21 protein-coding genes are annotated in these 22,589 nt (G+C 70.0%); 15 read left to right on the top strand and 6 right to left on the bottom strand.

All coding sequences use genetic code 11. The features are described 5' to 3' along the window. The first annotated feature begins 33 nt into the window (after positions 1-33). From I4Q42_RS18550 to treF, 6 genes are all read left to right on the top strand, one after another. On the top strand, positions 34-435 hold the full coding sequence (locus tag I4Q42_RS18550) for a MerC domain-containing protein (protein ID WP_198577570.1): 402 nt from the start codon (positions 34-36) through the stop codon (positions 433-435). Positions 436-500: 65 nt separating this feature from the next. Beyond that, complete coding sequence (locus I4Q42_RS18545) at positions 501-1,529, top strand: acyltransferase family protein (protein WP_198577569.1); 1,029 nt, start codon at positions 501-503, stop codon at positions 1,527-1,529. Positions 1,530-1,617: 88 nt separating this feature from the next. Then, positions 1,618-2,127: an RNA polymerase sigma factor gene (locus tag I4Q42_RS18540; protein WP_198577568.1), complete on the top strand. Its 510-nt coding sequence runs from the start codon at positions 1,618-1,620 to the stop codon at positions 2,125-2,127. After that, complete coding sequence (locus I4Q42_RS18535) at positions 2,124-3,212, top strand: FecR family protein (RefSeq protein WP_198577567.1); 1,089 nt, start codon at positions 2,124-2,126, stop codon at positions 3,210-3,212. The genes I4Q42_RS18540 and I4Q42_RS18535 overlap by 4 nt, the downstream gene beginning before the upstream one ends. A 59-nt stretch (positions 3,213-3,271) precedes the next feature. Further along, positions 3,272-5,851 carry a TonB-dependent receptor domain-containing protein gene (locus tag I4Q42_RS18530; protein WP_198577566.1) on the top strand — a complete coding sequence of 860 codons (2,580 nt, stop codon included), beginning with the start codon at positions 3,272-3,274 and terminating at the stop codon, positions 5,849-5,851. Between the two features lie 92 nt (positions 5,852-5,943). Further along, positions 5,944-7,530: an alpha,alpha-trehalase TreF gene (treF, locus tag I4Q42_RS18525; RefSeq protein WP_198577565.1), complete on the top strand. Its 1,587-nt coding sequence runs from the start codon at positions 5,944-5,946 to the stop codon at positions 7,528-7,530. Between the two features lie 130 nt (positions 7,531-7,660). On the opposite strand, the gene I4Q42_RS18520 is transcribed toward treF, so the two are convergent. Then, positions 7,661-8,419, bottom strand: coding sequence for a Crp/Fnr family transcriptional regulator (locus I4Q42_RS18520; protein ID WP_232793264.1), 759 nt, complete (start codon positions 8,417-8,419; stop codon positions 7,661-7,663). A 43-nt stretch (positions 8,420-8,462) separates the two neighbouring features. Between I4Q42_RS18520 and I4Q42_RS18515 the strand changes: the two genes are divergently transcribed. From I4Q42_RS18515 to I4Q42_RS18480, 8 genes are all read left to right on the top strand, one after another. Then, positions 8,463-10,487, top strand: a complete 2,025-nt coding sequence (locus tag I4Q42_RS18515; protein ID WP_198577564.1) for a toll/interleukin-1 receptor domain-containing protein — start codon at positions 8,463-8,465, stop codon at positions 10,485-10,487. Positions 10,488-10,507: 20 nt separating this feature from the next. Continuing rightward, positions 10,508-10,915, top strand: a complete 408-nt coding sequence (locus I4Q42_RS18510) for a hypothetical protein (protein WP_232793263.1) — start codon at positions 10,508-10,510, stop codon at positions 10,913-10,915. A 131-nt stretch (positions 10,916-11,046) separates the two neighbouring features. Then, positions 11,047-12,666, top strand: coding sequence for an adenylate/guanylate cyclase domain-containing protein (locus tag I4Q42_RS18505; RefSeq protein WP_332873110.1), 1,620 nt, complete (start codon positions 11,047-11,049; stop codon positions 12,664-12,666). Between the two features lie 312 nt (positions 12,667-12,978). Continuing rightward, entirely contained in the window at positions 12,979-14,247 is a 1,269-nt protein-coding gene (locus tag I4Q42_RS18500; protein WP_198577563.1) for a hypothetical protein, read from the top strand. Positions 14,248-14,486: 239 nt separating this feature from the next. Further along, entirely contained in the window at positions 14,487-16,268 is a 1,782-nt protein-coding gene (locus I4Q42_RS18495; protein WP_198577562.1) for a CIA30 family protein, read from the top strand. A gap of 205 nt (positions 16,269-16,473) precedes the next feature. Further along, the gene (locus I4Q42_RS18490; protein ID WP_198577561.1) at positions 16,474-17,337 is read left to right on the top strand and encodes a pentapeptide repeat-containing protein; all 864 of its coding nucleotides are present in this window, start codon (positions 16,474-16,476) and stop codon (positions 17,335-17,337) included. 178 nt (positions 17,338-17,515) lie between these two features. Further along, positions 17,516-18,028 carry a MarR family winged helix-turn-helix transcriptional regulator gene (locus I4Q42_RS18485; protein WP_232793262.1) on the top strand — a complete coding sequence of 171 codons (513 nt, stop codon included), beginning with the start codon at positions 17,516-17,518 and terminating at the stop codon, positions 18,026-18,028. A gap of 60 nt (positions 18,029-18,088) precedes the next feature. Beyond that, positions 18,089-18,352, top strand: a complete 264-nt coding sequence (locus tag I4Q42_RS18480; protein WP_198577559.1) for a hypothetical protein — start codon at positions 18,089-18,091, stop codon at positions 18,350-18,352. 15 nt (positions 18,353-18,367) lie between these two features. On the opposite strand, the gene arfB is transcribed toward I4Q42_RS18480, so the two are convergent. From arfB to I4Q42_RS18455, 5 genes are all read right to left on the bottom strand, one after another. Then, positions 18,368-18,790, bottom strand: coding sequence for an alternative ribosome rescue aminoacyl-tRNA hydrolase ArfB (gene arfB, locus I4Q42_RS18475; protein WP_198577558.1), 423 nt, complete (start codon positions 18,788-18,790; stop codon positions 18,368-18,370). Then, complete coding sequence (locus I4Q42_RS18470; protein ID WP_198577557.1) at positions 18,787-19,248, bottom strand: YaiI/YqxD family protein; 462 nt, start codon at positions 19,246-19,248, stop codon at positions 18,787-18,789. The genes arfB and I4Q42_RS18470 overlap by 4 nt, the downstream gene beginning before the upstream one ends. A gap of 31 nt (positions 19,249-19,279) precedes the next feature. After that, complete coding sequence (locus I4Q42_RS18465; RefSeq protein ID WP_198577556.1) at positions 19,280-19,681, bottom strand: NUDIX hydrolase; 402 nt, start codon at positions 19,679-19,681, stop codon at positions 19,280-19,282. Then, entirely contained in the window at positions 19,678-20,682 is a 1,005-nt protein-coding gene (gene hemB, locus I4Q42_RS18460; RefSeq protein ID WP_198577555.1) for a porphobilinogen synthase, read from the bottom strand. The genes I4Q42_RS18465 and hemB overlap by 4 nt, the downstream gene beginning before the upstream one ends. A 63-nt stretch (positions 20,683-20,745) precedes the next feature. Then, positions 20,746-21,186: a DUF2147 domain-containing protein gene (locus I4Q42_RS18455; RefSeq protein ID WP_198577554.1), complete on the bottom strand. Its 441-nt coding sequence runs from the start codon at positions 21,184-21,186 to the stop codon at positions 20,746-20,748. A gap of 238 nt (positions 21,187-21,424) precedes the next feature. Here I4Q42_RS18455 and I4Q42_RS18450 point away from each other — a divergent pair, with 238 nt between their 5' ends. After that, a complete protein-coding gene (locus I4Q42_RS18450; protein ID WP_198577553.1) occupies positions 21,425-22,564 on the top strand; it encodes an isobutyryl-CoA dehydrogenase in 1,140 nt (379 codons plus the stop codon). Positions 22,565-22,589: the final 25 nt, after the last annotated feature.

Below are 22,589 nucleotides of genomic sequence, written 5' to 3'. Positions count from 1 at the left end.
AAGTCGCCTCGACCGCCGTATCCGGAGTTCCCCATGGCCCGCCACACTCACCTGCAACGGGGTCTCGACGGCGCGGCGATCGGGCTGTCGGGCCTGTGCCTGGTGCACTGCCTGGCCCTGCCAGTGATGGCGGCCCTGCTGCCGCTGGCCGCCAACCTGTCCCACGCCGAGTGGCTGCACCCGCTGTTCCTGGCCATGGCCGCGCCGATCTCGGTCTTCGCCCTGGCCCGCTCGGGCAACTGGCGACGCCCTGGCATGGTCGCCCTGGCGGCCGTGGGCCTGGCCCTGATGACCGCCGGCGCCTTCGCCCCGATCGGCGACTGGGCAGAAGCGGGCCTGACCAGCCTGGGCGGCCTGATGCTGGCCGGCGTTCATGTGCTGAACGCCCGGATCTGCTCTTGCGCGGAACGCGGCGAGCTGGAGCCGGCGGCCTAGCCGTCCCGCTCGCGCCGCGAGCGCCGAGGCTTGCCCCGTCTCTCGCCGCGTGACACCACCGTCCGGTGACGCTTCGGACGACCACGCAAGACGGACGATTCACCGCGCTGGACGGATTGCGCGGCGTCGCGGCCCTGGGCGTGCTGCTCTACCACATCGCCGACTGGTCGGGCCGCCGAGGTCACTTCGGCCACGGCTATCTGGCCGTCGATTTCTTCTTCTGCCTCAGCGGCTTCGTGCTGGCCCACGCCTTCGAGCAGCGCAGGATCGGTTTTGGCGGCTACCTGCTGGCCCGCTGGGTGCGGGTGTGGCCGATGCTGTTCCTCGCCACGGTCGCCGGGGTCCTGCTGACCGGCAAGGGCGACGGCGAGACCTGGATCGACCTGGCCAAGGGCCTTCTGCTGATCCCCAAGTTCGCGCCGATGGAGGCGGGGACCTTCCCCTCGCTGTTCCCCTTCAACCCGCTGGCCTGGTCGCTGTGCCTGGAGGTCCTGGTCAGCCTCGCCTGGTTCCCCCTGCGCCGCGCCCCCGACATGGCCATCGTGATGTTCGTGTTCCTGGCCGGCGCGGCGCTGCTGTTCGTGGCTGTCGGCATGGGCGGGCTGCAGACCGGCTGGGACCAGGCGACCTTTGGCCTCGGCGTGCTGCGCGCGGCCTATCCCTTCGCCATCGGCTGGCTGTGCTGGCGGCACCGGGCGAGCTTTTCCGCGCGCAAGGCCTGGGTTCCGGCGGTGCTGCTGCTGACCGTTCTGGTGCTGCCGGTCTGGCCGACCCGGGTCGCCAACGGCCTCTATGATTTCGCCTGCACGACCTTGCTGTTCCCGACCCTGGTTCTGCTGGGCGCCTACGATCCCGGCGGGCGGCTGGCGCGGTGGTGCGAGCGGCTGGGCGGGGTGTCCTATCCGCTCTACGCCCTGCACTGGGCCTTCTGGTACGTGATGCTGTCGATCTATCCCGACGGCTGGAAGCGCGACCTGCCGCTGTGGTTCTGCGTCCTGGCCTTTTTCGTCCTTCCGGCGGCTTCTTGGGCGGCCTGGCGCTGGGTGGAGACGCCTCTGCGCACCTGGGTCAAGCGGGCGACGCACGCGCTCTGAAGGCGACCCGAAGAAAAATCGTCGTTGTTCGGTGTGCCTCGGGCCAGGATGTGCGTCATGCACTGCGGGGAAACTGTCGAGACGGACCGTGCAGCCTAAGACGGAACAGGATCTGGGACGGCTGGATCGGCGCTATCGGCCCGCGCTGATGGCGTTCTTCATGCGCCGCGCCGCCAGCCACAGCGACGCCGAGGACATGACCCAGGAGCTGTTCGCCAAGCTGGCCCTGACGCAGGCCGACCGCAGCATGGACAACGCCGACGCCTACATCTTCCAGATGGCCGCCAACCTGCTGCGTGACCGGGCGCGGCGGGAACGCGTGCGTAACAGCTACAGCGCCGCCGTGCGGGCCGAGCCCATCGACCTGGAGCCCTTCGATCCGGCGCGCCTGCTGATGGGCCGCGAGCGGCTGGGCGAGGTGTCCGAGGCCCTGCGCGAACTGCCCGAGCGCACCCGGGCCATCTTCCTGCTGTTCCGCCTCGAAGGCATGAAGCAGGCCGAGCTGGCCACCCTCTACGGCATGACCACCAGCGGCGTGCAGAAACACATCCTCAAGGCCATGGGCCACCTGACCCGTCGCACGAGGGCCGGCGAATGAACGGGCCCGATATCACCGACGTCCGCCGCGAGGACGCGCTCGACGAAGCCGCCGCCTGGTGCGTGCGCCTGGCCGAGGGCGAGCTTTCGGGCGCCGAGCAGGCGCAGCTGGAGGCCTGGTTCGCCGCCGACCCCGAGCATCGCGCCCTGCTGGACGACGCCGTCTGCGCCTGGCGAGCCGTCGACGAGCAGGCCATGAGCCCGGGCATGGTCGCCCTGCGCGGCGAGGCCCTGGAAGACCTGCGTCGCGCCCAGAGCCGGCGATGGGCCGCCCGTCCGGACCGGCGAGCGCTGATCGGCGGGGCGCTGGCCGCCTGTCTGGTCGCGGCCCTGGCCGGCGGCGGGCTCGCTTGGCGCTCTGTCCAGCCCGACGTCTATCGCACCAGCGAGGGCGAGCGGCGGATCGTCGAGCTGCCCGACGGCTCGCGCGCCTCGCTCGATGCGGCCACGGTGCTGCGGGTGCGCTACGACGGCGGACGGCGGCGGCTGTGGCTCGACGAGGGCCGCGCCAAGTTCTCGGTCGCCAAGGATCCGCTGCGGCCGTTTTCGGTCGCCGCCGACGGCAAGCTGGTGGTCGCGACCGGCACCACCTTCAGCGTCGAGAAGCTAACCGGCCAGATGCGCGTGGTGCTCTACGAGGGCCATGTGGCGGTGCTGGACGGGGAGGGGTCTCGCGGTCGTCCGCCGCCTACGGTCAAGGTCGATGGCGCGCCGGCCGAACGCCTGCTGACCCCCGACCACGAACTGGTCGCCTCGACGACCTCCGACGCCACGGTGGTCTCGGCGACCGACCCGGCCCGCGCCGCCTCTTGGGAGAGCGGCCAGCTGGTGTTCCAGGACGAGCCGATGGATCTCGCCGTCGAGCGGGTGAACCGCTACGCCCGCGACAAGCTGCGGATCGCCGATCCGGCCGTGGGGCGGCTGAAGATCAGCGGCGTCTTCACCTCGGGCGACACCCGGGCCTTCGTCGACGGCGTCACCGCCGTTCTGCCGGTCCGCGCCGAGCCTTCGTCGGGCGAAACGGTGCTGCGGATTGATCGCGGGCAAAAAAAGATCAGCGGGGCCGGTGAGTCTTCCTCGGGCTGAGGCGTCTCACTGACCAAAGCGCCGCCAAAGAACAATGATCGGCGCGAGGGAGGGAAGTGATGCGCAAGAGCTTCGACCGCCGCCTCGTCTGGGGCGCCACCACCACAGCCGCCGCCGTCCTGGCGGTCCTGACCGCGCCGACCCTGGGCTATGCCCAGCAGCGCGCGACCTACAGCTTCGACATTCCGGCCCAGGACCTGGGCGGCGCCCTGCGCGCCTTCGGCCGCATCTCGGGCCAGCAGCTGGCCTTCGACGAGACCCAGCTGCGCGGCAAGCGCAGCGCCGGCCTCAAGGGCAGCTACTCGGCCGACGAGGGCCTCAAGCGCCTGCTGGCCGGCTCGGACATGGTCGCCCAGCCCACCGCTAGCGGCGTCTACGCCATTCGCGGGCGAGGCTTGCTGGTCGCCGCCAGCGCCACGGCCCAGGCCGCCCCGGCCGCCGCCGTCGAGCCCCCGGCCGCGCCGCCCGAAGCGCCGTCCGAGGTCGAGGAAGTCATCGTCGTCGGCACCCCCGGCGGGGCGGGCATCGACAAGCTGTCGGCCAGCTTCGCGGTCAGCACGATCAACGCCGCCGACATCGCCAAGGCCTCGCCCAAGTCGAGCGCCGAACTGCTGGCCCTGGTGCCCGGCGTCTGGGTCGAGACCTCGGGCGGCGTGGCCGGCGCTAACGTCTTCGTGCGCGGTTTCCCCGCCACCGGCGACGCCGAGTTCCTGACCATCCAGCTGCAGGGCGCGCCGATCTATCCGCCCTCGACCCTGTCGTTCCTCGAGAACTCGTCGATCTTCCGCGTCGACGAGACCATCTCGCGGATGGAAGCCTTGCGCGGCGGCCCTAACCCGATCTTCTCCAACGGCCAGCCGGGCCTGACGACCAACTTCATGCTCAAGGAAGGCGGCGAGGAGACCAAGGGCCTGATCAAGGCCTCGACCTCCGACTACGGCCTGCGCCGCGTCGACGGCGTGGTCAGCGGCAAGCTGGCCGACGACCTGTTCTTCATGGTCGGCGGCTACGTGTCTCGCTCGCCCGGCGTGCGCGACACCCAGTTCGACAGCGAGAAGGGCCAGCAGTTCACGGTGAACCTCACCAAGAAGCTGGAGAACGGCAAGATCAACCTCTACGCCCGCGCCACCGACGACCATGGCGCCTGGTACCTGCCGTTCGCCATCAACGTGCCCGGCGTCGACAAGGGGACCTACACCCAGATCGGCGAGCTTTCCCGCCAGCAGACCCTGCAGGTCCATGCCGACGGCACGACCCGCCAGTTCGACCTGGCCGACGGCCGGGGCTGGAAGGGCTACGTGGTCGGCGGCAGCTTCGAGCACGAGTTCGGCGAGGGCTGGACGGTGCGCGACCGCTTCAGCTTCACCAAGGGCGACGCCAACACCTACGGCCTGGTGCCTGACGGCGGGGCGGTGACGGCGGCCTCGGTGGCTGCGGTCACCGGCTCGGCCGTGACCACGCGCGGAGGGACGGCCCTGGGCGCGGGCGCCTACGTGCAGAACTGGGGCGCCTGGATCGTCGAGAAGGAGATCGAGGCCCTGACCAACGACTTCAGCATCTCCAAGAGCTTCGGAACGCACGAGGTCTCGGCCGGCTACTACGCCTCCAGCTTCTCGTCGGACGATTTTTGGACCATCGGCAACTTCCGCCCGATGCAGGTCAAGGCCAACGGCGACTACCTGGCCAGCAGCATCACCTGCGCCAACCTGGCGACCGCCGGCAGCGGCTCGGGCTGCTGGGCCTACGGCCTGGTCTCGGCCGGCGACGGGCGGGTGGACGCTCTCTACCTGGCCGACTCCTGGCAGGTGACCGAGAAGCTGCGCATCGATCTCGGGGCGCGCCGCGAACGGTTCAAGACCGACTACGTCGTCGATGACGGCAACGGCTATCCGGACGGCCTGGCCATCCGCACCACCGACTACAGCCACAGCAAGACGTCCTACACGGCCGGCGCCAACTACGACCTCAACGAGGTCTCCGGCGTCTTCGTGCGCTATTCGCGGGGCTACAAGTTCCCAAGCTTCGACAACTTCCGCGAAAACCTGACCGACACCCTGAAGGTCGACCAGTACGAGCTGGGCTACAAGCTGCGTAGCGGACCGTTTGAGCTCTACGCCACCGGCTTCGCCAACGAGTTCAAGGGCGCCAAGTTCGCCGACGTTGGCGGCATCCAGGAAAGCAACACCAACAAGGCGCACGGCGTCGAACTGGACGGCCGCTGGAAGTCGGATTTCGGCCTGTCGCTGGCGCTGAACGGCACCTTCCAGAAGACCGAGATCAAGCAGTCCTCGATCCCCGCCAACGCCGGCAACAGCGCCCAGCGCCAGCCCGACTGGCAGATCCGCTTCACCCCCAGCTGGGACGTGGCGCTCGGCACGGTGGACGCCACCTTCTACGGCACGCTCAGCGCCGTAGACGACCGCTACGCCGACAACGCCAACACCCAGGTGCTGAAGGGCTACGAGAAGCTCGATCTCGGCGCGATCTTCCGGGTGGGCGCCTTCGACGTGCAGGTGGCCGGCGACAATCTCACCGACAGCCACGGCCTGACCGAAGGCGATCCGCGCTCGACCAGCGGCGCCAACGCCCGGCCGATCCTCGGACGCTCGGTGCGCCTGAGTGTCGGCTACAACTTCTGACGATCTCGCGGGTTCTGACCTGCAACAGACCCTTCGCGCGGGCCGGCTTTCCTCCATGCCGGCCCGCGTCCTTTTTCTTCGATGAGGCCCCGATGATCAGCGCCCGCCTGCTCGCCGTCGTTTCCGCCACGGCCTGGACGGCGCTGGCGTCGCTGGCGAGCGCCCAGACCCCCGCCGCCGAAGTCCAGACCCCCGCCGATACCTACCAGGAGCTCTTCCACCAGGTGCAGACGCGGCGGCTGTTTCCGGACGGCAAGACCTTCGTCGACGCCGCGCCCAAGCGCGACCCGGCCGCGATCCTCAAGGCCTACCGCGCCCAGGCCCGCTTCACCGACGCCGAGCTGAAGCGCTTCGTGCGCGCCAACTTCGTCGTGCCCGAGGCCGGCGCCATGCCCGCGCCCAGTGCCGCGCGCACCACCCTGAAGGCCCACGTCGCCGCCCTGTGGCCGCACCTGGCCCGCGAGCCGGTCAAGCCCGTGGCCGGCGGCTCGGCCCTGGCCATGGCCAAGCCCTTCGTCGTGCCCGGCGGGCGCTTCCGCGAGATCTATTACTGGGACAGCTACTTCACGATGCTGGGCCTGAAGCTCGACGGGCGCGGCGACCTCGTCGAGAGCATGATCGACGACTTCGGCGGCCTGATCGACGCCTACGGCCACATCCCCAACGGCGCTCGCACCTACTATCTCAGCCGCTCTCAGCCGCCGTTTTTCTACGCCATGGTCGGCCTGTCGGAGGCGACCGATCCGGCGTTGGTCAAGGCCCGGGTCGACCTGATGCGCCGCGAGCACGCCTTCTGGATGGACGGCGAGAAGACCGTGGCGCCGGGCAAGGCCTATCGCCGCGTCGTCGCCTTTCCCGGCGGGGCCGTGCTGAACCGCTATTACGACGATCGCGTCACGCCGCGCGACGAATCCTATCGCGAAGACCTGGAGACCGCCCGCGAGGCCTCGCTGGCCACGGGCCGGCCGCCGGCCGAGGTGTTCCGCGACCTGCGGGCCGGGGCCGAAAGCGGCTGGGACTTCTCCTCGCGCTGGATGGCCGACGGCGAGCACCTGAAGACCATCCGCACCACGGCGATCGTCCCCGTCGACCTCAACAGTCTGATGTACGGCCTGGAGACGGCGATCTCGGCCGGCTGCGCCCGGATCGCCGACGCACCGTGCGTCGCCGAGTTCGACGGCCGCGCCAAGGCCCGCAAGGCGGCCATGGACACGGTGCTGTGGGACGCTTCGCGCGGGGCCTATCTCGACTATCTGTGGACCGGCGGCGAGCGGATCGACGCCCTCAGCGCCGCGACTCTCTATCCGCTGTTCGTCGGCGCGGCCTCGCCCGACCAGGCCAAGGCGGTGGCTATCGCGACCCGCGCCCAGCTCCTGGCCTCGGGCGGCCTGCGCACCACCACCCGTCGCACGGGTCAGCAGTGGGACACCCCCAACGGCTGGGCGCCTCTGCAATGGGTCGCCGTCGCCGGCCTGCGCCGCTACGGCGAGACGGCCCTGGCCTCGGAAATCTCGGATCGCTGGCTGGCCACGGTCGAGCGCGAGTACCAGGCCAGCGGCAAGATGCTGGAAAAGTACGACGTCGAGGAGGCCAAGGCCGGCGGGGGCGGGGAGTACCCCCTGCAGGATGGCTTCGGCTGGACCAACGGCGTGACGCGGGCTTTGCAGGAGGGGCGCTAGGTCGATCCGCGCCAGCATTTCCCATCAGAAGTCATCGCCCGGCTTGTCCGGGCGACCCAAGCTGACCTAGCCAAATCCTGATGCGCCGCTTGGGTCGCACGCATAAAGCGGGCGATGACCTCCCAGGGCCCTAAAGCTCCGGCTCGTCGCCGCCCAGGCGCTCGATCTCGTCGACCAGGCCGTCGACGTCGAGCACCGTCAACGTCCGCCCCTGCTTGGCGATCAGCTTGCGGGCTTCCAGCCGGTTCAACTCGCGGGTCACGGCCTCGCGCTGGGCGCCGGCCAGGACGGCGATCTCGGCATGGGTCGGGGCCTTGGTCAGGACCGCGCGGTTGTCCTCGATGCCGGCCTCGGTCGCCAGCCTCACCAGTTCCATCTGCACCCGGCAGGGCGCTGAGACGGCGTTCAGCTCGAACACCCGGCTGCTCAGCGCCCGGACCATCGCGGCCAGGTCTTCCAGCACCGCGCGGGTGAAGGTGGGCGAGGCGGCCATCAGTTCGGTCACCAGCGCCTCGGGCAGGCGGCCGACGATGGTCTCGGTCAGGGCCGTAACATTGGCCGAGCGGGGCAGGCGGTCGATGGCGGCGATCTCGCCGAAATAGGAGCCCGGTTGCAGGCGGCGATAGCCGACCTCGCGGCCCGAGCGCGCATACTGGTTCACCAGCAGCAGGCCGCGGATCACGATATAGACCGCGCCGCCCGGATCGTGCCGCTGCACCAGTCGCGAGCCGCGCCGCACCGCCAGGATCTCGACGCGCGGAATGATCGCCTCGATCTCGGCCTGCGACATGTGACGAAGCAGGCGGCTGCCCGACAACGCCTGCAGGCGCGAGGCCTGATCGGCGTAACCTGTAGCGTGCGGGGTGATCGCGGGGACGGAAGAGTCCATAATCGCCGCTCCAGAGTTCGCGTGCGGGGAGAGTCGAGGGGCAATGGGGGACTTAAACTACAAGGCCTTCATCAGCTACAGCCATGGCGACGGCAAGCTCGTCGATTGGCTGCACAAGGGTCTGGAAGCCTATCGACCCCCGAAGGGGGTTATGGGCGCGGGCGGGCGGCCGCTGCGGCCGATCTTCCGCGACCGGGCCGAACTGTCCGCCGCCGCCGATCTGGGCGGTGCGATTCGCGAGGCGCTGGAGCGCTCCGAGTTCCTGATCCTGATCTGTTCCGAGGCGGCGCGCCGCTCGAAATGGGTGGGCGAGGAGATCCGCCACTTTCTGTCCACCCACGGTCCGCAGCGGGTGATCTGCCTGCTGGTCGACTCGCCCGACGGGCAGGGCGAGGTGCTCGACTGCCTGCCGCCGGCGTTGCGCGAGGCGCTGCCGCCCGGCGGCGAGCCCCTGGCCGCCGATATCCGCCCCGGCGGCGACGGACGCCGCCTGGCGTTCATGAAGATCGCCGCCACCCTGCTGGGCGCGCGGCTGGACAGCCTTATCCAGCGCGACGCCCGCCGCCGCACCCGCTGGATGACGGCGATCACGGCCGGCGCCCTGGGCGTGGCGGTGGTGACCGCGGCCCTGGCCGTGGTCGCCGTCGACGCCCGCCGCGAGGCCGAGGCCCAGCGCGCCGAGGCTGAGGACCTGGTCGCTTATATGCTGGGCGACCTGCGCAAGAAGCTGGAGCCGGTCGGGCGCCTCGACGTGCTCGACGGCGTCGGCGCCCGGGCCCTGGCCCACTATGCCCATGTCGAGACCCGCGACCTGGATGACGAGGCACTGGGCCAGCAGGCCAAGGCCCAGACCCTGCTGGGCGAGATCCGCGACAAGCGGGGCGACCTCAAGGGCGCGCGCCAGGCCTTCTCGCAGGCAGCCCAGACCTCCGAAGCGCTGTCGCGTCGCGCGCCGCGGGATGGCGCGCGACTCTATGACCTGGCGCAGAATGTCTTCTGGCTGGCCTATCTGGATTGGCGTCTGGGTCGCGTCGCAGAGGCCGAAGCCGGCTTCAAGCGCTATGGCGAACTGGCCGAGCAACTGACCCGCCTGGACCCCAAGAACGCCGAGTGGGGCCTCGAGGTCGCCTACGCCAAGAGCAACCTCGGGACCCTGCTGCTGGACGCGAAAAGACCGGTTGAGGCCCTGGCCGCCTTCGTCGCCGCCCGCGATCGTTTCGAAGCCTATGCCCGCAAGGCGCCCGACGATCACGACCGGCTGGTCGACCTAGTCGACACTTACGCCTGGATCGCCGACTCCCTCAACCGCTTGGGCCGGGTGCGCGAGGCCTATGCCGAGCGGGTCGTGACTGCGCAACTGATGGCGAGGATCGTCAAGGCCGAGCCTGAGAACAGGCCGCTGGCGGCCAAGGCCCATGCCGGCGAACTGGCCCTGGCCCGTCGTGCGATCGACGTCGGCCGGGTCGAAGAGGCGCGGCGCCTGGTGGCGCAGGCCCGGCGTGGCTACGACGAGCTCACGGCCTTCGATCCGCAGAACGCCAAGTGGCAGGAGTATGCGGTCACGGTCGATCTCGACGCCCTGGAATTGGCGCTGGGCGCGGGCGATGTTCCCGCCGCACGGGCGGCCAGTGCGGCCGCGACGAGCCGTCTGGCGCGGCTGACGGCGCTCAATTCCGACATCCGGGCCTGGGATGTGGAGCTGGGCGGCCGGCTGAACGTGCAGCGCATGCGCCTGGCGATCCTGGAAGGCAGACGCGACGAGGCAAGGCGGCTGGCGTCCGAAATCGTCGCCTCGCTTGCCCACCCGACCAATCAAAAGAGCGAGGGCCTTAAGGACAATCTTTGGCTCGCCTCGGCCTATCTGGCGTTGGGCGACACGGCGGCCGTCGAGCGTCTGCTGGGGCCGCAGGCCCAGTCTCTAGTTCCCTTGGGGCAGGATATTCTGGCTCGCGCGCTGCATGCGCAGGGCAAGTCCGGTCAAGCCAGGGCCCTGGTCAAGAGCTTGCGTGAACGCGGTTATGCAAATCCCGATTTTGTTGCGTTCTGGCGCGATTCATCTCTAGGTTAACTCGCCTCAAGGGGGAATTCATGATCAGCAAAATCGCCAGCCCGCCCGACAAGATCGTCTACATCACCGTCGGTTTCTCCGACGGCCTCAATTTCATGAACGTCTATGATCCCGCCAAGCCGACGCGGCTGAAGCTCGATCTGACCGAGCGTTGCATCATCGAGTTCACCCTCAGCGACCAGTTCCTGGAAGCCGGCTGGCATTTCCAATCTGTGCCGATCACCTTCCAGAACGATTGGGGCTTCAACTTCTCCAGCTTCTATTGGCAGGACAACGAGTATCAAGGCGAGATCTTGCCGTACTCGAAGTTCCGGGTGATCTACGAAAACGAGCGCATGGGCGTGTTCATCTACAGCCTGTTCATGCGTGACCGTCTCGGCCAGCCGATCGACCTGGATCCGAAGATCGAGAACGGCGTCGGCGACTGAGCCTGATCAACCAAACGCCATCTGATGAGCTCGCCGCGCTGCTTCGGCGCGGCGAGCACCTTCAAGCCTATGATCTCGCACGCCGCCTGCTCGACGAGGGCGATGGCGCGCTGTTCACGGCCCATGCGGCCGTGCTGTCGCTGGCCCGCGCCGGCGCCACCGATTTCGCGCGCGCCGAGCATGTTCGCCTCGGTCTGGACGCCGCGCCCGACGCCGAAGCCCGCTCGCTCAGCGCGCGGCTTCTGAAGGACGTCGCTTTGGAGGCGAGGGGCGCTCGCCGTCGCGCCTTCGCCCGCGCCGCCGCCCATCGCTACGTCCAGGCCGCCGCCTTCGGCGGAGGCCGCTACGGCCTCGTCAACGCCGCCACCATGAGCCTCGTCGCCGGCGACGCGCGCCGCTCTGCAGAGCTGGCCGCCGCCGCGCTCGATCACGCTGGCGATCCTGGCCGGGGCGAGGCCGGCTATTTCGACCGCGCCAGCCGCGCCGAGGCCCTGACCCTGCTGGGGCGTCACGCCGCCGCCGCTGACATGTTGGCCCAAGCCGTCGCCTGCGCGCCATCCAGCGTCTCGGCGCACGCCTCGACCCTGCGCCAGCTGACCATGATCGCCGCCGAGACCGGCGGTCCGACCGACTGGCTGGAGATCCTGCGCCCGCCCGCCGCCGCCCATTTCACCGGCCACATGTTCGCCGCCGGCGACGCGGCCGGGGAGGCGGCGCTGAAGGCGCGGATGGCCGACCTGCTGCGCGCCGAGAAGATCGGCTTCGGCTATGGCGGCCTGGCCGCCGGGGCCGACATCCTGTGGGCCGAGACCCTGCTGGCGGCCGGCGCCGAACTGCACGTCGTCGCGCCAGTCTCCCTGGCTTCCTATGTCGAGATCTCGGTGCGCCCGTTCGGCGAGCGCTGGATCGAGCGGTTCGAGGCCTGCCTGGCCAAGGCCGCCTCGGTGCGGTTCGCGTCCCGTGATCCCTATGCCGGCGACGACGAGGTCTTCGCCTACGCCAGCCGGTTCGCGGTCGGCTGCGCCATCCTGAGGGCCGAGGGCCTGTCGACCCGGGCCGTCCAGGCCGCCGTCTGGGACGGACGTCCCGCCGTCGGCCCGGCCGGCGCGGCCGCCGACGTGGCCTATTGGCGCTCGACGCAGCGGCCGCAGGCGATCCTGCCGTTCGCGCGTCCCGAACCCGATGCCCGCGCGCCGGCCGGCGCGAGCCCCGAGCGCGGGCGCGGCGTGAAGGCCATGCTGTTCATCGACGTGCGCGGCTTCGGCTCCCTGCGCGACGACCAGGTACCGGCCTTCTTCGAGGTGGTCATGGCCGGCATGGCCGAGGCGATCGCAGGCCTGGCCGCGCCGCCCGAGCATGTCGAGACCTGGGGCGACGGCGTGTTCCTGGTGTTCGGCCAGCCGGCCGAGGCGGCCGAAGCGGCCTTGTCCCTGCTGGAGGCCCACCGGCGGCTGAACCTGCGGGCGCGGGGCCTGCCGCGACGCCTGGGCCTGCGCATCGGCGGCCACTACGGGCCGGTGCACCTGCGGGTGAACCCGATCACCGGAACCCAGGCGGTGGTCGGCGCCCACGTCGTCGTCGCCGCCCGGATCGAGCCCGACGTCGCGCCCGGCGCGGCCTATGTCAGCGAGGCCATGGCCGGGGTCCTGGCGACCAGCCACGCCGACCGCTTCCAGTGCGGCTATGTCGGCCGCACCAAGCTGCGAAAGAGCTTTCCGCCGCTGTCGATCTTCAATCTTTCGCGCCGTTAGCGCGAACCTCCACCGCTGTGAAAAATTGCACAGCTGCCCCCCGGCGGTTGGGACATCGTGTCGCAGATCACCGGCGGCCGGGCCTTAAAGCCTCCAGAGCGGACGCCGAACGATCGAGGGACCCGGGGCCGTCCCGCCATGACAGCTCCGGGTTTCCCAAGGCCATTAGCGCGCGGGGAAGTCTTGGGGGGCTCCTTCGCATGCGGGGCGGGGTCGCTCGCGGCGTGCCGTGGGCGACCCATCGCCATTGTGTGGACGACGGGCGGGGACGTGAGTGTTGCGACAGCTTCAGGACCAGACGCGAGGCCGGGCATGACCGGCTTGCTGCTCTTCGCCGGCGACGCCAGCGGCCGGTCCGGCGCCGTCGGACCCCTGTTCGATCTCGGCCTCGCCGACTGGCGCGACGTCGCCGCCCTGGGACGGGTCGCCGCCGACACGCGTGAAGCGCTCAGGAACGCCCGCCAGCGTCGCGACATCGTCGGCTTTCTCGGCGAGGTGGTCGGCGCGGCCCTGGAGCCGCGACGCGGCGTCGACCGTATCGAACCCGCCGAGCTGTCGTCCGAGGCCCAGCGCCTGCTCGAGGCCTGGAAAGAACTGGACGCCATGCTGGAAGGGCAGGGGCTGGACCTCCAGCTGGGCATGGCCGCCTTCGCCCGCGACCTGGTCTCCTACGGCCGCGACGTCGCGCCGATGTCCTATCGCAAGCTGCTGGGCGAGGAGCGCGAGGCCGCGCTCGAGGCCCTGCGCCTCCAGGTGCGCATGCGCGCCGACCGCGCCACGGCCCTGGCCGCCCGCATGCGCGACTTCGCCACCCGGGCCGGCGCCTTCGCCGCGCTGTTCGCCGGCTTCGAGCGCGATCCCGCCGCACGCATCGCCCTGCGCGAGGCCCCCGAGCTATGCCTGGCCTATGACGACGACGGCCAGGTGCGGCTGGAGCCCGTGAAGGGCGGGGCGGCGCGCCAGTTCTGGCGGCTGCGCCACGATCCGGCGACCGACGCCCACCGCCTGCAATCGGCTGCCGATCCGGCGCTCTATCTGCACATCGCCGCCGACGACAAGCTGTGGACCCTGGCCAACACCTCCACGCCGTTCGGCTTTCCGCTGGTCAGCGAGGGGCCGCGCCCGTGCGTCGGACCGCTGGACGAGGCACCGGCCCGATCGGACCTCTTCCTGATCCCGCCGCGCCAGGGCGCCAATATCGAGAACGTCGCCTTCCCGAGCCACGCGTTGGACGTCGGCGCCGACGGCGGGGTGCAGGCCGGCGCGGTCCTGAAGCTGTGGGAAAAGACCGGCCTGCCGTCGCAGCAATGGGCCTTCAGCCCGCCGCCACGTTCGCGCCGCGAGCCCGGCCTCTACGACCTCATCGCCGCCGCGGCGCAACTAGCCCAGACGGTGGCCGGCGTGCGCGGCCTTCGCGGCGACTGGAACGCCGTGCTCGACGATCTGGAAGCAGGTCCCGGCGCCGCTCCGGCCGATCTCGACGCCGTGCTGGCGGCCTGGCGACGGATGGCCGACCAGGCCGAGGCCGCGCTGGGCGAGTTCGAGGCCGAGACCCGCGCCTTCGACGCGGCCTGCCCATGACCGGTCTGCCGCCCCTGTCCCGCGTCCCGGACCTTGAGCCGAGCGTCCGCGCGGCGATTACCGCCCTGGTGGTCGCGGCCTGGCGGCCGTCGTCGCTGGATCGTTGCCGCCGGGCGGGGGAGCTGGTGGCGCGCGCCCTGGCGCGGGAAATTCACTAGCGAAGACTGCGGGTTTCGCGCTTGTCGTTCGTCGTCTGATCGGAGCGTCCACGACGGGCGCCGTCCGCGAACGAGAAATCCATGATCCGCGCCCGCATCCTGCTCGGCGGCCTCGCCGTCGCTGCTCTCTCCACCTCCATGGCGCTGGCCCAGGCCAAGCCCCTGGCGGTGATCAACGCCGAGATCTTCGACGCCACGGGCGCGGCGCCCTATCGCGGGACCCTGGTGGTCGAGAACGGCCGTATCGTCGCCGTCGGCCCCAAGGCCAAGGTCCCCAAGGGCGCGACAGTGATCGACGCCAAGGGCGAGGCCCTGCTGCCCGGCCTGTTCGACGTCCACACCCACTGGACCCCGGGCGGCGTGCCGGCCGTCACCCCGAAGATCGCCGACGCCTATGTCGCTGCGGGCGTCACCACGGTGAACGACTTCCACCAGCAGCCTGAATCCTTCGCGCCGCGGCGGGCGTGGCTGGGAACCCTGACCGCGCCGCACGTCAATTTCGTCGCCCGCATCAGCACGCCGGGCGGTCACGGCGCCGACTGGGCCGACCAGGCCACCACCCGCTGGGTCGACACCCCCGAGGGCGCCAAGGCCGCCGTCGACGCCATCGCCCCCTACAAGCCCGACGCCATCAAGGCCTTCACCGACGGCTGGCGCTATGGCTCCGCGCCCGACAACACCAGCATGGACGCCTGGACCCTGAAGGCCCTGACCGACGAGGCCCACAAGTTCGGCCTCAAGGTGCTGACCCACACCGTCACCGTCGAGCGCGGCAAGGTCGCGGCCGAGAACGGCGTCGACGTCATCGCTCACAGCCTGCAGGACGCGCCGCTGGATGCAGAGACGATCGCCGCCATCAAGGCCTCGGGCATGGCCTACGCCCCGACCCTGGCGGTCTACGAGCCGGTCAAGCCGGGCGCCAAGCCGCCGGCCGATACCGACAGCCCGCGCGCCCGCCAGGCCCGCGCCAAGTTCGGCTACGCCCTGGCCAACGCCAAGACCCTGTTCGACGCCGGCGTGCCGCTGGCCCTGGGCACCGACGCCGGCATGCCCGGCACGCCGCATGGGTCGTCCAGCCTCCGCGAGCTGGAACTGCTGGTCCAGGCCGGCCTGACCCCGGCCCAGGCCCTGACCGTCGGCACGGCCGGCAGCGCCCGGGCCATGAACCTGATCGCCGATCGCGGCACGCTGGAAGCGGGCAAGCGCGCCGATTTCGTGCTGGTGGCCGGCAAGCCTTGGGAGGTGATCGCCGACGTCCGCAAGCTCGACCGGGTGTTCATCGACGGCGCGGCCGCGTTCGGCGCCGGCGCGACCCGTTCGCCCGCCAACGACCGCATGGCGCCGCCGGCGACCAAGGCCGGAGCCCTGATCGACGACTTCGAACGCGCCGACGGCCGTACCAGCCTCGACACCCTGCGGCTCGACGACTTCGACGGCGGCCGCGACCGCAGCCTGGAGGTCTCGCAGGTCATCGAGCGCGAGGGCGGCGGCAAGGTGCTGAGCGTCGGCGCCCGCATGGCTGCCAAGGACGACGCCTCCGCCGGCGTGCTGCTGCCGCTCAGCCGCGGCTCGGTGGTCCCTGTCGACGCCAGCGCCTTCAAGGGCCTGTCCCTGGCCCTGCGCGGCGACGGCGGGACCTATGTGGTGGCCTTCAACACCGCGAGCGGCCGCTGGCAGGCCAAGGTCAAGGCCGGCCCGCAATGGACCAAGGTGACGCTGCCGTTCTCGGCCTTCGTTCCGGCCTCCACCAAGGGCGCGGTCAAGACCTGGAGCGGGACCGACCTGATCGAGGTGGGCGTCGAGGGCGAACGTCCGGCCGGCGCCAAGCTGTGGTTCGAGCTCGACGATGTGACCTTCTACTGAGGTCCGCCCAACTGGGGTCCGTCAGGCGACTTTCGCCGGCGTGGCGGTTTGACGCGATGGACGCTTGTGGCCCATCGCCGCAAGCGTTCGGCGGGCGACGGGGGCGACGAATCCCCGTCATTACCGCGATTTAAGTGGTCTTGCGGCGGTCGGCGGCTCAAACCGTAACCAGCAAGGTCGCTTATTGACCGCACGGAGACCGCCGATGGCCCGCATGGGCAAGTTGTTCGCCGCCGCCCTGGCCCTGGGTCTGACGACCCTGGCCGGCCAGGCCCACGCCAAGGCCTCTGTCGAGGACAAGGACGTGGCGCGCCTGGTGTCGCTGGGCGGGATGTGCGTCAACTGCGATCTGGCCGGCCGCAAGATGACCGGCGCCAAGTTCACCGGCGCCAACTTCGCCAAGGCCAACCTGATCGGCGCCGACCTGCGCGGGGCGGTGTTCTTCGGCTCCAATTTCGAAGCCGCCGACCTGTCGCGGGCCGACCTGCGCGGCGCCGAGATGCGCGCCGCCAATTTCCAGAAGGCCAATTTCAACGGGGCGCGCCTGTCGGGCGTGGAATCGGCCGGCGCCAACTTCCAGAGCGCCAACCTGTCGCGCGCCGACCTGACCTCGGCCGAACTGCACGGGGCCAACCTGGAAGCGGCCAGCCTGATCGACGCCCGCCTGCCCAACGCCGAGATGCACGGTTCGAACCTGACCGGCGTGAACGCCCGCGGGGCCGACTTCTCCAACGCCGAGATCAACGGCTCCAACCTGGCCGGCGGCCGGTTCGAGCGGGCCCAGTTCCGCAACGCCTCGCTGACCGCCTCCAACCTGCGCGGCGGCAGCTTCGGCGGCGCCGACTTCAAGGGCGCCGACCTGTCGGGCGTGCGCCTGGCGGGGGTGGACTTCAGCGGCGTCAAGGGCCTGAGCCAGGACCAGCTGGACGAAGCCTGCGGCGACGCCAGCACCCGCCTGCCGCCGGGCCTGTCGGTCCGGGCGTGCGAGCGCAAGCGCAGAATCATCATCATGCCCAGCATGCCGGCGGCTCCCGCGCCGCCCGCGCCCCCGGCTGCGCCGCGCCACTGATCGCCTGGCGGTTTTCCGACGCACGGAACATCCGTCCTACGGCCGCGTTTGGCGAGATGGTGAACGCTGCGTTGGCTAGGGACCTCGCGGCGATTGCGCAACAGCAGAGGTTGTGAGATCAAGACGCACGGCGCGGGGGGACACCATGCCAGAGCATGACCTGAGGGAGGGGCGTTCCATGCCCCTGCCCAGCTATTTGAGTTATTTGATGTACCAGACCGAGCAACATCGGCGGGCCATGGCCGCCGACCATGTTGCACGTCACGGTCTGTCGTTTCCGAAGTGGGTGGCGATGCTATCGCTTGCCCGGTTCGGCGAGTGTTCGATGACGCGGCTGGCCAAGCTTTCGGCGGCCGACCGCACCACGCTCACCCGTTCGATCGACGGCTTGATCCGCGACGGCCTTGTCGAGCGCGGTGGCGCGCCCAACGATCGCCGCAAGGTGGTCGTGCGGCTGACGCCGACGGGCGCGGCCCTGTTGCAGACCATCCGGGACGAGCTTGCCCCGCTGCACCAGGAAGCCTGTTCGGAACTGAGCGCCGACGAGCAGTCGGCCCTGGCCTTCTATCTGAAGAAGATGCTGGGCGGCCTGATCCCGGAACCCGACTGGAAGGACGAGATTCTCTCGTTCGGTCCGCCGCTGCCGTCCGGCGCCGGTCCGGCCGCCTTCGCGGTCGCAACCTCCGGTTAAGGTGATGCGTCTCAAGGTGAAGCTCTTCGGCCGTCTGGAGGCCTATCGGAGCTTCACCTCATGACCCTCGAACAGGTTTTCGAACACGTCCGCGCCGCGGCGGAGGGCGATCAGGGCTTCGCCGTCGAGGCCGGCGGCCACAGCTATCGCTTCGTCTCCTGGACTTGGGTGCAGGAAGTGGGCGGCCCTGAGTCGACCGAGATCATCCAGAACAACGTTGGCCTCGTCGTGGTCGGCGACACCGTGCGCACCGTCGGTGCGGGGCAAAAGACCTTCAATTTCCAGGAAGACGACGGCGGCGCGATCCTGGCGGTCGGCGTCTGAGCCGTCTCGGCGCGGTCAGTCGTCCGACCGGACCTTGCCGCGCATCGACTTGACCCCGGCGCGCTTGGTCTTGCCCTCCAGCCGCTTCAGCTTGCTGGAATAGGTCGGCTTGGTCGGGCGGCGGGGCTTGGGCTTTTCCGTTGCGCGGCGGATCAGCTCGATCAGGCGCTCGCGGGCGTCCTGGCGGTTCATTTCCTGCGAGCGATGGCCCTGGGCGAACAGCACCAGCACGCCCTCCTGGGTCATGCGGCTGCCGCCCAGCGCCGTCAGCCGGGCCTTGATGTCGTCTGTCAGGGATGGGGAGTTGGCCACGTCGAAGCGCAGCTCGATCGCCGTCGAGGTCTTGTTGACGTGCTGGCCGCCAGGGCCCGAGGCGCGGGCGGCCTTCTCGACCAGCTCGTCCTCGTCGATCCGCAGCCAGCTGGTGATCTCGATCATTTCGGGACGACCACGCGGCGGGCCTTCACGACCGCCTGATCGAGGGCCTGCAGGAACTTGCTGCGGTCCTGCGGGCCGAAGGCCTTGGGGCCGCTGGTGACCTCGCCCATCGAGCGCAGGTGCTCGCCGATCGAACGCGACGCCAGGGCCGAGCCGATCATGTCGTTGGTGAACACCCGGCCGTTGGGCGCGATCGCCGCGCCGCCGGCCTTCAGCACCCGGTCGGCCAAGGGGATGTCGTTGGTCACCACCACGTCGCCGGGGCCGGCGCGCTCGGCGATCCAGTCGTCGGCCACGTCGGGGCCGGCGTCGACCACCACCTGTTCGATGGCGGGCGTGGCGGGAACGCGGATCCAGCTGTTGGAGACGACATAGGTCTTCAGGCCGTTGCGGGCCGCGACCTTGTAGGTCTCGTCCTTCACGGGGCAGGCGTCGGCGTCGATGTAGATCGTCGTCATGGCCGCCCTATAGCACGGCTTTCGCCGTGTCTCAGGCCCTCGCCAGCAGGGCCGGCAGCACTTCTTTGGTCAGCAGCGGGGCCAGGGGCAGGCCGGCGGGCGGGGAGGCCGGGTCGATCCAGGCCAGTTCCTCGATCTCGGCCCGGGCGGCGATCTCGCCCTCGACTTCAGTCAAATAGGTCGCCGACCGCACGGTGAAGCCCGCCTCGTTGGCGGCCAGGGCCGAGAAGCGGCCCAGCAGGCTCGCCGAGACCAGCCGGCAGCCCAGCTCCTCGTCGAGCTCGCGGGCCAGGGCGGTCAGGTCGTCCTCGCCCGGGTCGCGCTTGCCGCCCGGCTTCATGAAGATCGCCGTGCCGCGCTTGCGCACCAGTAGCATGCGACCAGCTTCGTCGCGGATCACGGCGGTGACGATGTCGAGGACCCGGTCGCTCATGCACCCAGCTTCTCCGCCGCCCACGGCGCGAAGTAGGTGATGATGCCGGCCGCGCCGGCCCGCTTGAAGGCGGCCAGGCTTTCGAGGATGGCGCGCTCCTCATCGATCCAGCCATTGGCCCCGGCCGCCTTGATCATCGCGTACTCGCCCGACACCTGGAAGGCGTAGGTGGGCATGCGGAATTCGTCGACCAGGCGGCGCAGGATGTCGAGATAGGGCAGGCCTGGCTTGACCATGACCATGTCGGCGCCCTCGGCGATGTCGAGGGCGACCTCGCGGATGGCTTCCTCGGTGTTGGAGGGGTCCATCTGGTAGGTCTTCTTGTCACCCTGGCCTGCCGAGAGCTTCGCCGAGCCAATGGCGTCGCGGTACGGACCGTAGAAGGCCGAGGCGTACTTGGCCGCGTAGGACATGATCAGGGTGTCGTGATGGCCGTGGCCTTCCAGCGCGCCGCGCAGGCGACCGATGCGGCCGTCCATCATGTCGGACGGGGCCAGGATGTCGGCGCCGGCTTCGGCTTGCATCAGGCCCTGCTCGATCAGGCGCTCGATGGTGGCGTCGTTGAGGATCCTGCCGCCCTCGACCACGCCGTCGTGGCCGTGGTCGGTGAAGGGGTCGAGCGCCACGTCGCACATGATTCCGACCTCGGGGGCGGCGTCCTTCATGGCCTTCACCGCACGGGGGATCACCCCGTCCGGATCGGCGGCGATCGAGCCGGTGGCGTCCTTCCGCGACGGATCGATGTGCGGGAAGATGGCGATGGCCGGGATGCCGAGGTCACGGGCGCGGACGGCGGCCTTGGCGGCCTCCGCCACGCTCAGGCGCTCGACGCCGGGCATGGAGGCGACGGGGATCTTGCCTTCGCCCTCGTGCACCACCATCGACCAGATCAGGTCGGCGGGGCGGACCTCGCTCTCGCGCACCAGGCGGCGGGTCCAGTCGGCCTGGCGCAGACGGCGCAGGCGCGAGGCGGGGTAGGGGGCGAGGGGCGGAACGGTCATGCGAACGGTTTCGCGCGCGCCGCCCTTCGAGGCAAGACGGGAAGGCCCTTAAGGGCTTTCCAGTTAGTCGGCGGCCTTGTCGGCTCGGGCCTGTTGCACGCCGTCGACGCGGGTCCAGACCTGCGACTTGCAGAACAGGCCGCCCAGGACGCAGCCCTTGGCGCGCATGGTGCGGGCGTCGACGAATTCGGCCGTGCCGTTCAAGGTCACCTTCAGCGTGGGAACGAAAACGCGACCCCGCATGTTTCCATCGCCGGTGGGCGCGAAGTCGCGCAGCACCTGCTGGCCCACCAGGGTGTCGTAGCCGCTCTTCTTGGCGTCGGCCTCGGCCTTGCGGCTGGCATAGACGACCCAACCGCACATGCTCTTGCCGCAGTCGGTGATGTGCAGGCGGATGTTGTCCTTGGGGTTGCGCCACACGCCGAGATTCTCGGCGTGAGCAGGCGCGGACACAAAGGTGAACAGGGCCGCGACCGCGGCCAAAGCGGTAATGAACTTTTGCATGGAACCGAGACGACGCCTCCGATGGGCGTGATCTGATACCGAGAAGGTTTCGGATCAAGGAGGGTGCGACCTTTCGCACCCGATTTCGCTGCGGCGCCGCATGCAAATTCGCCAACTGAGATATGATTGACACACTTCCTGGGCAGCCGCGATTGTTGACAGGGCGGCGCGGGCGGCGCACCTCCTCCAATCAACGAGAAGCGAGGGCGTAAATGCCCCGCATGGGAGGAAGTGGCGCATGGATTTCGCGCTGAACGACGATCAACGCGCCATTCAGGACATGGCCTCGGGCTTCGCGGCGGAACGCCTTGCCCCACATTCGGCCCAGTGGGACGAGCACAAGCACTTCCCGGTCGACGTGCTGCGCGAGGCGGCGGGCCTGGGCTTTGCGGGCATCTACGTGCAGGACGACGTCGGCGGCAGCGGCCTTTCGCGCCTCGACGCCTCGATCATCTTCGAGGCCCTCAGCTACGGCGACGTGCCGACCGCCGCCTACCTCACCATCCACAACATGGCCTCGTGGATGATAGACCGCTTTGGCTCGGCGGATCTGCGCCAGCGCTACCTGCCGCGCCTGACGACCATGGAGCTGATCGCCAGCTACTGCCTGACCGAACCGGGCTCGGGCTCCGACGCGGCCGGCATGCGCACCACGGCGCGGCTGGACGGCGACCACTACGTGCTGAACGGCGGCAAGGCCTTCATCTCCGGCGGCGGGGTGTCGGACGTCTATGTCGTCATGGCCCGCACCGGGGGCGAGGGCCCCAAGGGCGTCTCGGCCTTCGTGATCGACAAGGGCGCGCCCGGCCTGTCGTTCGGGGCCAACGAGCGCAAGATGGGCTGGAACGCCCAGCCCACCGCCCAGGTCAATTTCGACGACTGCCGCGTGCCGGTCGCCAACCGCATCGGCGGGGAGGGCGAGGGCTTCCGCTTCGCCATGATGGGCCTGGACGGCGGTCGCCTGAACATCGCCTCCTGCTCGCTGGGCGGCGCCCAGTTCGCCCTCGACACGGCCAAGGCCTATCTGGAGACCCGCAAGCAGTTCGGCCGGCCGTTGAAGGACTTCCAGGCCCTGCAGTTCAAGCTGGCCGACATGGCCACCGAACTGGAGGCCGCCCGTCTGATGGTCCGCCGCGCCGCCCACGCTCTGGACAGCAAGGACCCGCAGGCCACCAAGCTGTGCGCCATGGCCAAGCGCTTCGCCACCGACGTCGGCTTCCAGGTCGCCAACGACGCCCTGCAACTGCACGGCGGCTACGGCTACCTCCAGGACTACCCGCTGGAGCGCATCGTCCGCGACCTGCGCGTCCACCAGATCCTTGAAGGCACCAACGAGATCATGCGGGTGATCATCGCCCGCGAGATGTTCCGGGAGTGACGATGCGGTAGGCTCCGGCGATCAA

Origin of the sequence: Caulobacter hibisci, assembly GCF_016135805.1 — a bacterium.
Taxonomy (GTDB): domain Bacteria; phylum Pseudomonadota; class Alphaproteobacteria; order Caulobacterales; family Caulobacteraceae; genus Caulobacter; species Caulobacter hibisci.
The sequence above is the reverse complement of the archived record's forward strand: the minus strand, read 5'-3'. Positions and strand labels throughout refer to the sequence as shown.

Bases quoted from the DNA above. Each gene is read 5' to 3' on its own strand.
- I4Q42_RS18550 (WP_198577570.1), top strand. From the start codon at position 34: ATGGCCCGCCACACTCACCTGCAACGGGGTCTCGACGGCGCGGCGATC.
- I4Q42_RS18535 (WP_198577567.1), top strand. From the start codon at position 2,124: ATGAACGGGCCCGATATCACCGACGTCCGCCGCGAGGACGCGCTCGAC.
- I4Q42_RS18530 (WP_198577566.1), top strand. From the start codon at position 3,272: ATGCGCAAGAGCTTCGACCGCCGCCTCGTCTGGGGCGCCACCACCACA.
- treF (WP_198577565.1), top strand. From the start codon at position 5,944: ATGATCAGCGCCCGCCTGCTCGCCGTCGTTTCCGCCACGGCCTGGACG.
- I4Q42_RS18520 (WP_232793264.1), bottom strand. From the start codon at position 8,419: ATGGACTCTTCCGTCCCCGCGATCACCCCGCACGCTACAGGTTACGCC.
- I4Q42_RS18515 (WP_198577564.1), top strand. From the start codon at position 8,463: ATGGGGGACTTAAACTACAAGGCCTTCATCAGCTACAGCCATGGCGAC.
- I4Q42_RS18510 (WP_232793263.1), top strand. From the start codon at position 10,508: ATGATCAGCAAAATCGCCAGCCCGCCCGACAAGATCGTCTACATCACC.
- I4Q42_RS18500 (WP_198577563.1), top strand. From the start codon at position 12,979: ATGACCGGCTTGCTGCTCTTCGCCGGCGACGCCAGCGGCCGGTCCGGC.
- I4Q42_RS18495 (WP_198577562.1), top strand. From the start codon at position 14,487: ATGATCCGCGCCCGCATCCTGCTCGGCGGCCTCGCCGTCGCTGCTCTC.
- I4Q42_RS18490 (WP_198577561.1), top strand. From the start codon at position 16,474: ATGGCCCGCATGGGCAAGTTGTTCGCCGCCGCCCTGGCCCTGGGTCTG.
- I4Q42_RS18485 (WP_232793262.1), top strand. From the start codon at position 17,516: ATGCCCCTGCCCAGCTATTTGAGTTATTTGATGTACCAGACCGAGCAA.
- I4Q42_RS18480 (WP_198577559.1), top strand. From the start codon at position 18,089: ATGACCCTCGAACAGGTTTTCGAACACGTCCGCGCCGCGGCGGAGGGC.
- arfB (WP_198577558.1), bottom strand. From the start codon at position 18,790: ATGATCGAGATCACCAGCTGGCTGCGGATCGACGAGGACGAGCTGGTC.
- I4Q42_RS18470 (WP_198577557.1), bottom strand. From the start codon at position 19,248: ATGACGACGATCTACATCGACGCCGACGCCTGCCCCGTGAAGGACGAG.
- I4Q42_RS18465 (WP_198577556.1), bottom strand. From the start codon at position 19,681: ATGAGCGACCGGGTCCTCGACATCGTCACCGCCGTGATCCGCGACGAA.
- hemB (WP_198577555.1), bottom strand. From the start codon at position 20,682: ATGACCGTTCCGCCCCTCGCCCCCTACCCCGCCTCGCGCCTGCGCCGT.
- I4Q42_RS18455 (WP_198577554.1), bottom strand. From the start codon at position 21,186: ATGCAAAAGTTCATTACCGCTTTGGCCGCGGTCGCGGCCCTGTTCACC.
- I4Q42_RS18450 (WP_198577553.1), top strand. From the start codon at position 21,425: ATGGATTTCGCGCTGAACGACGATCAACGCGCCATTCAGGACATGGCC.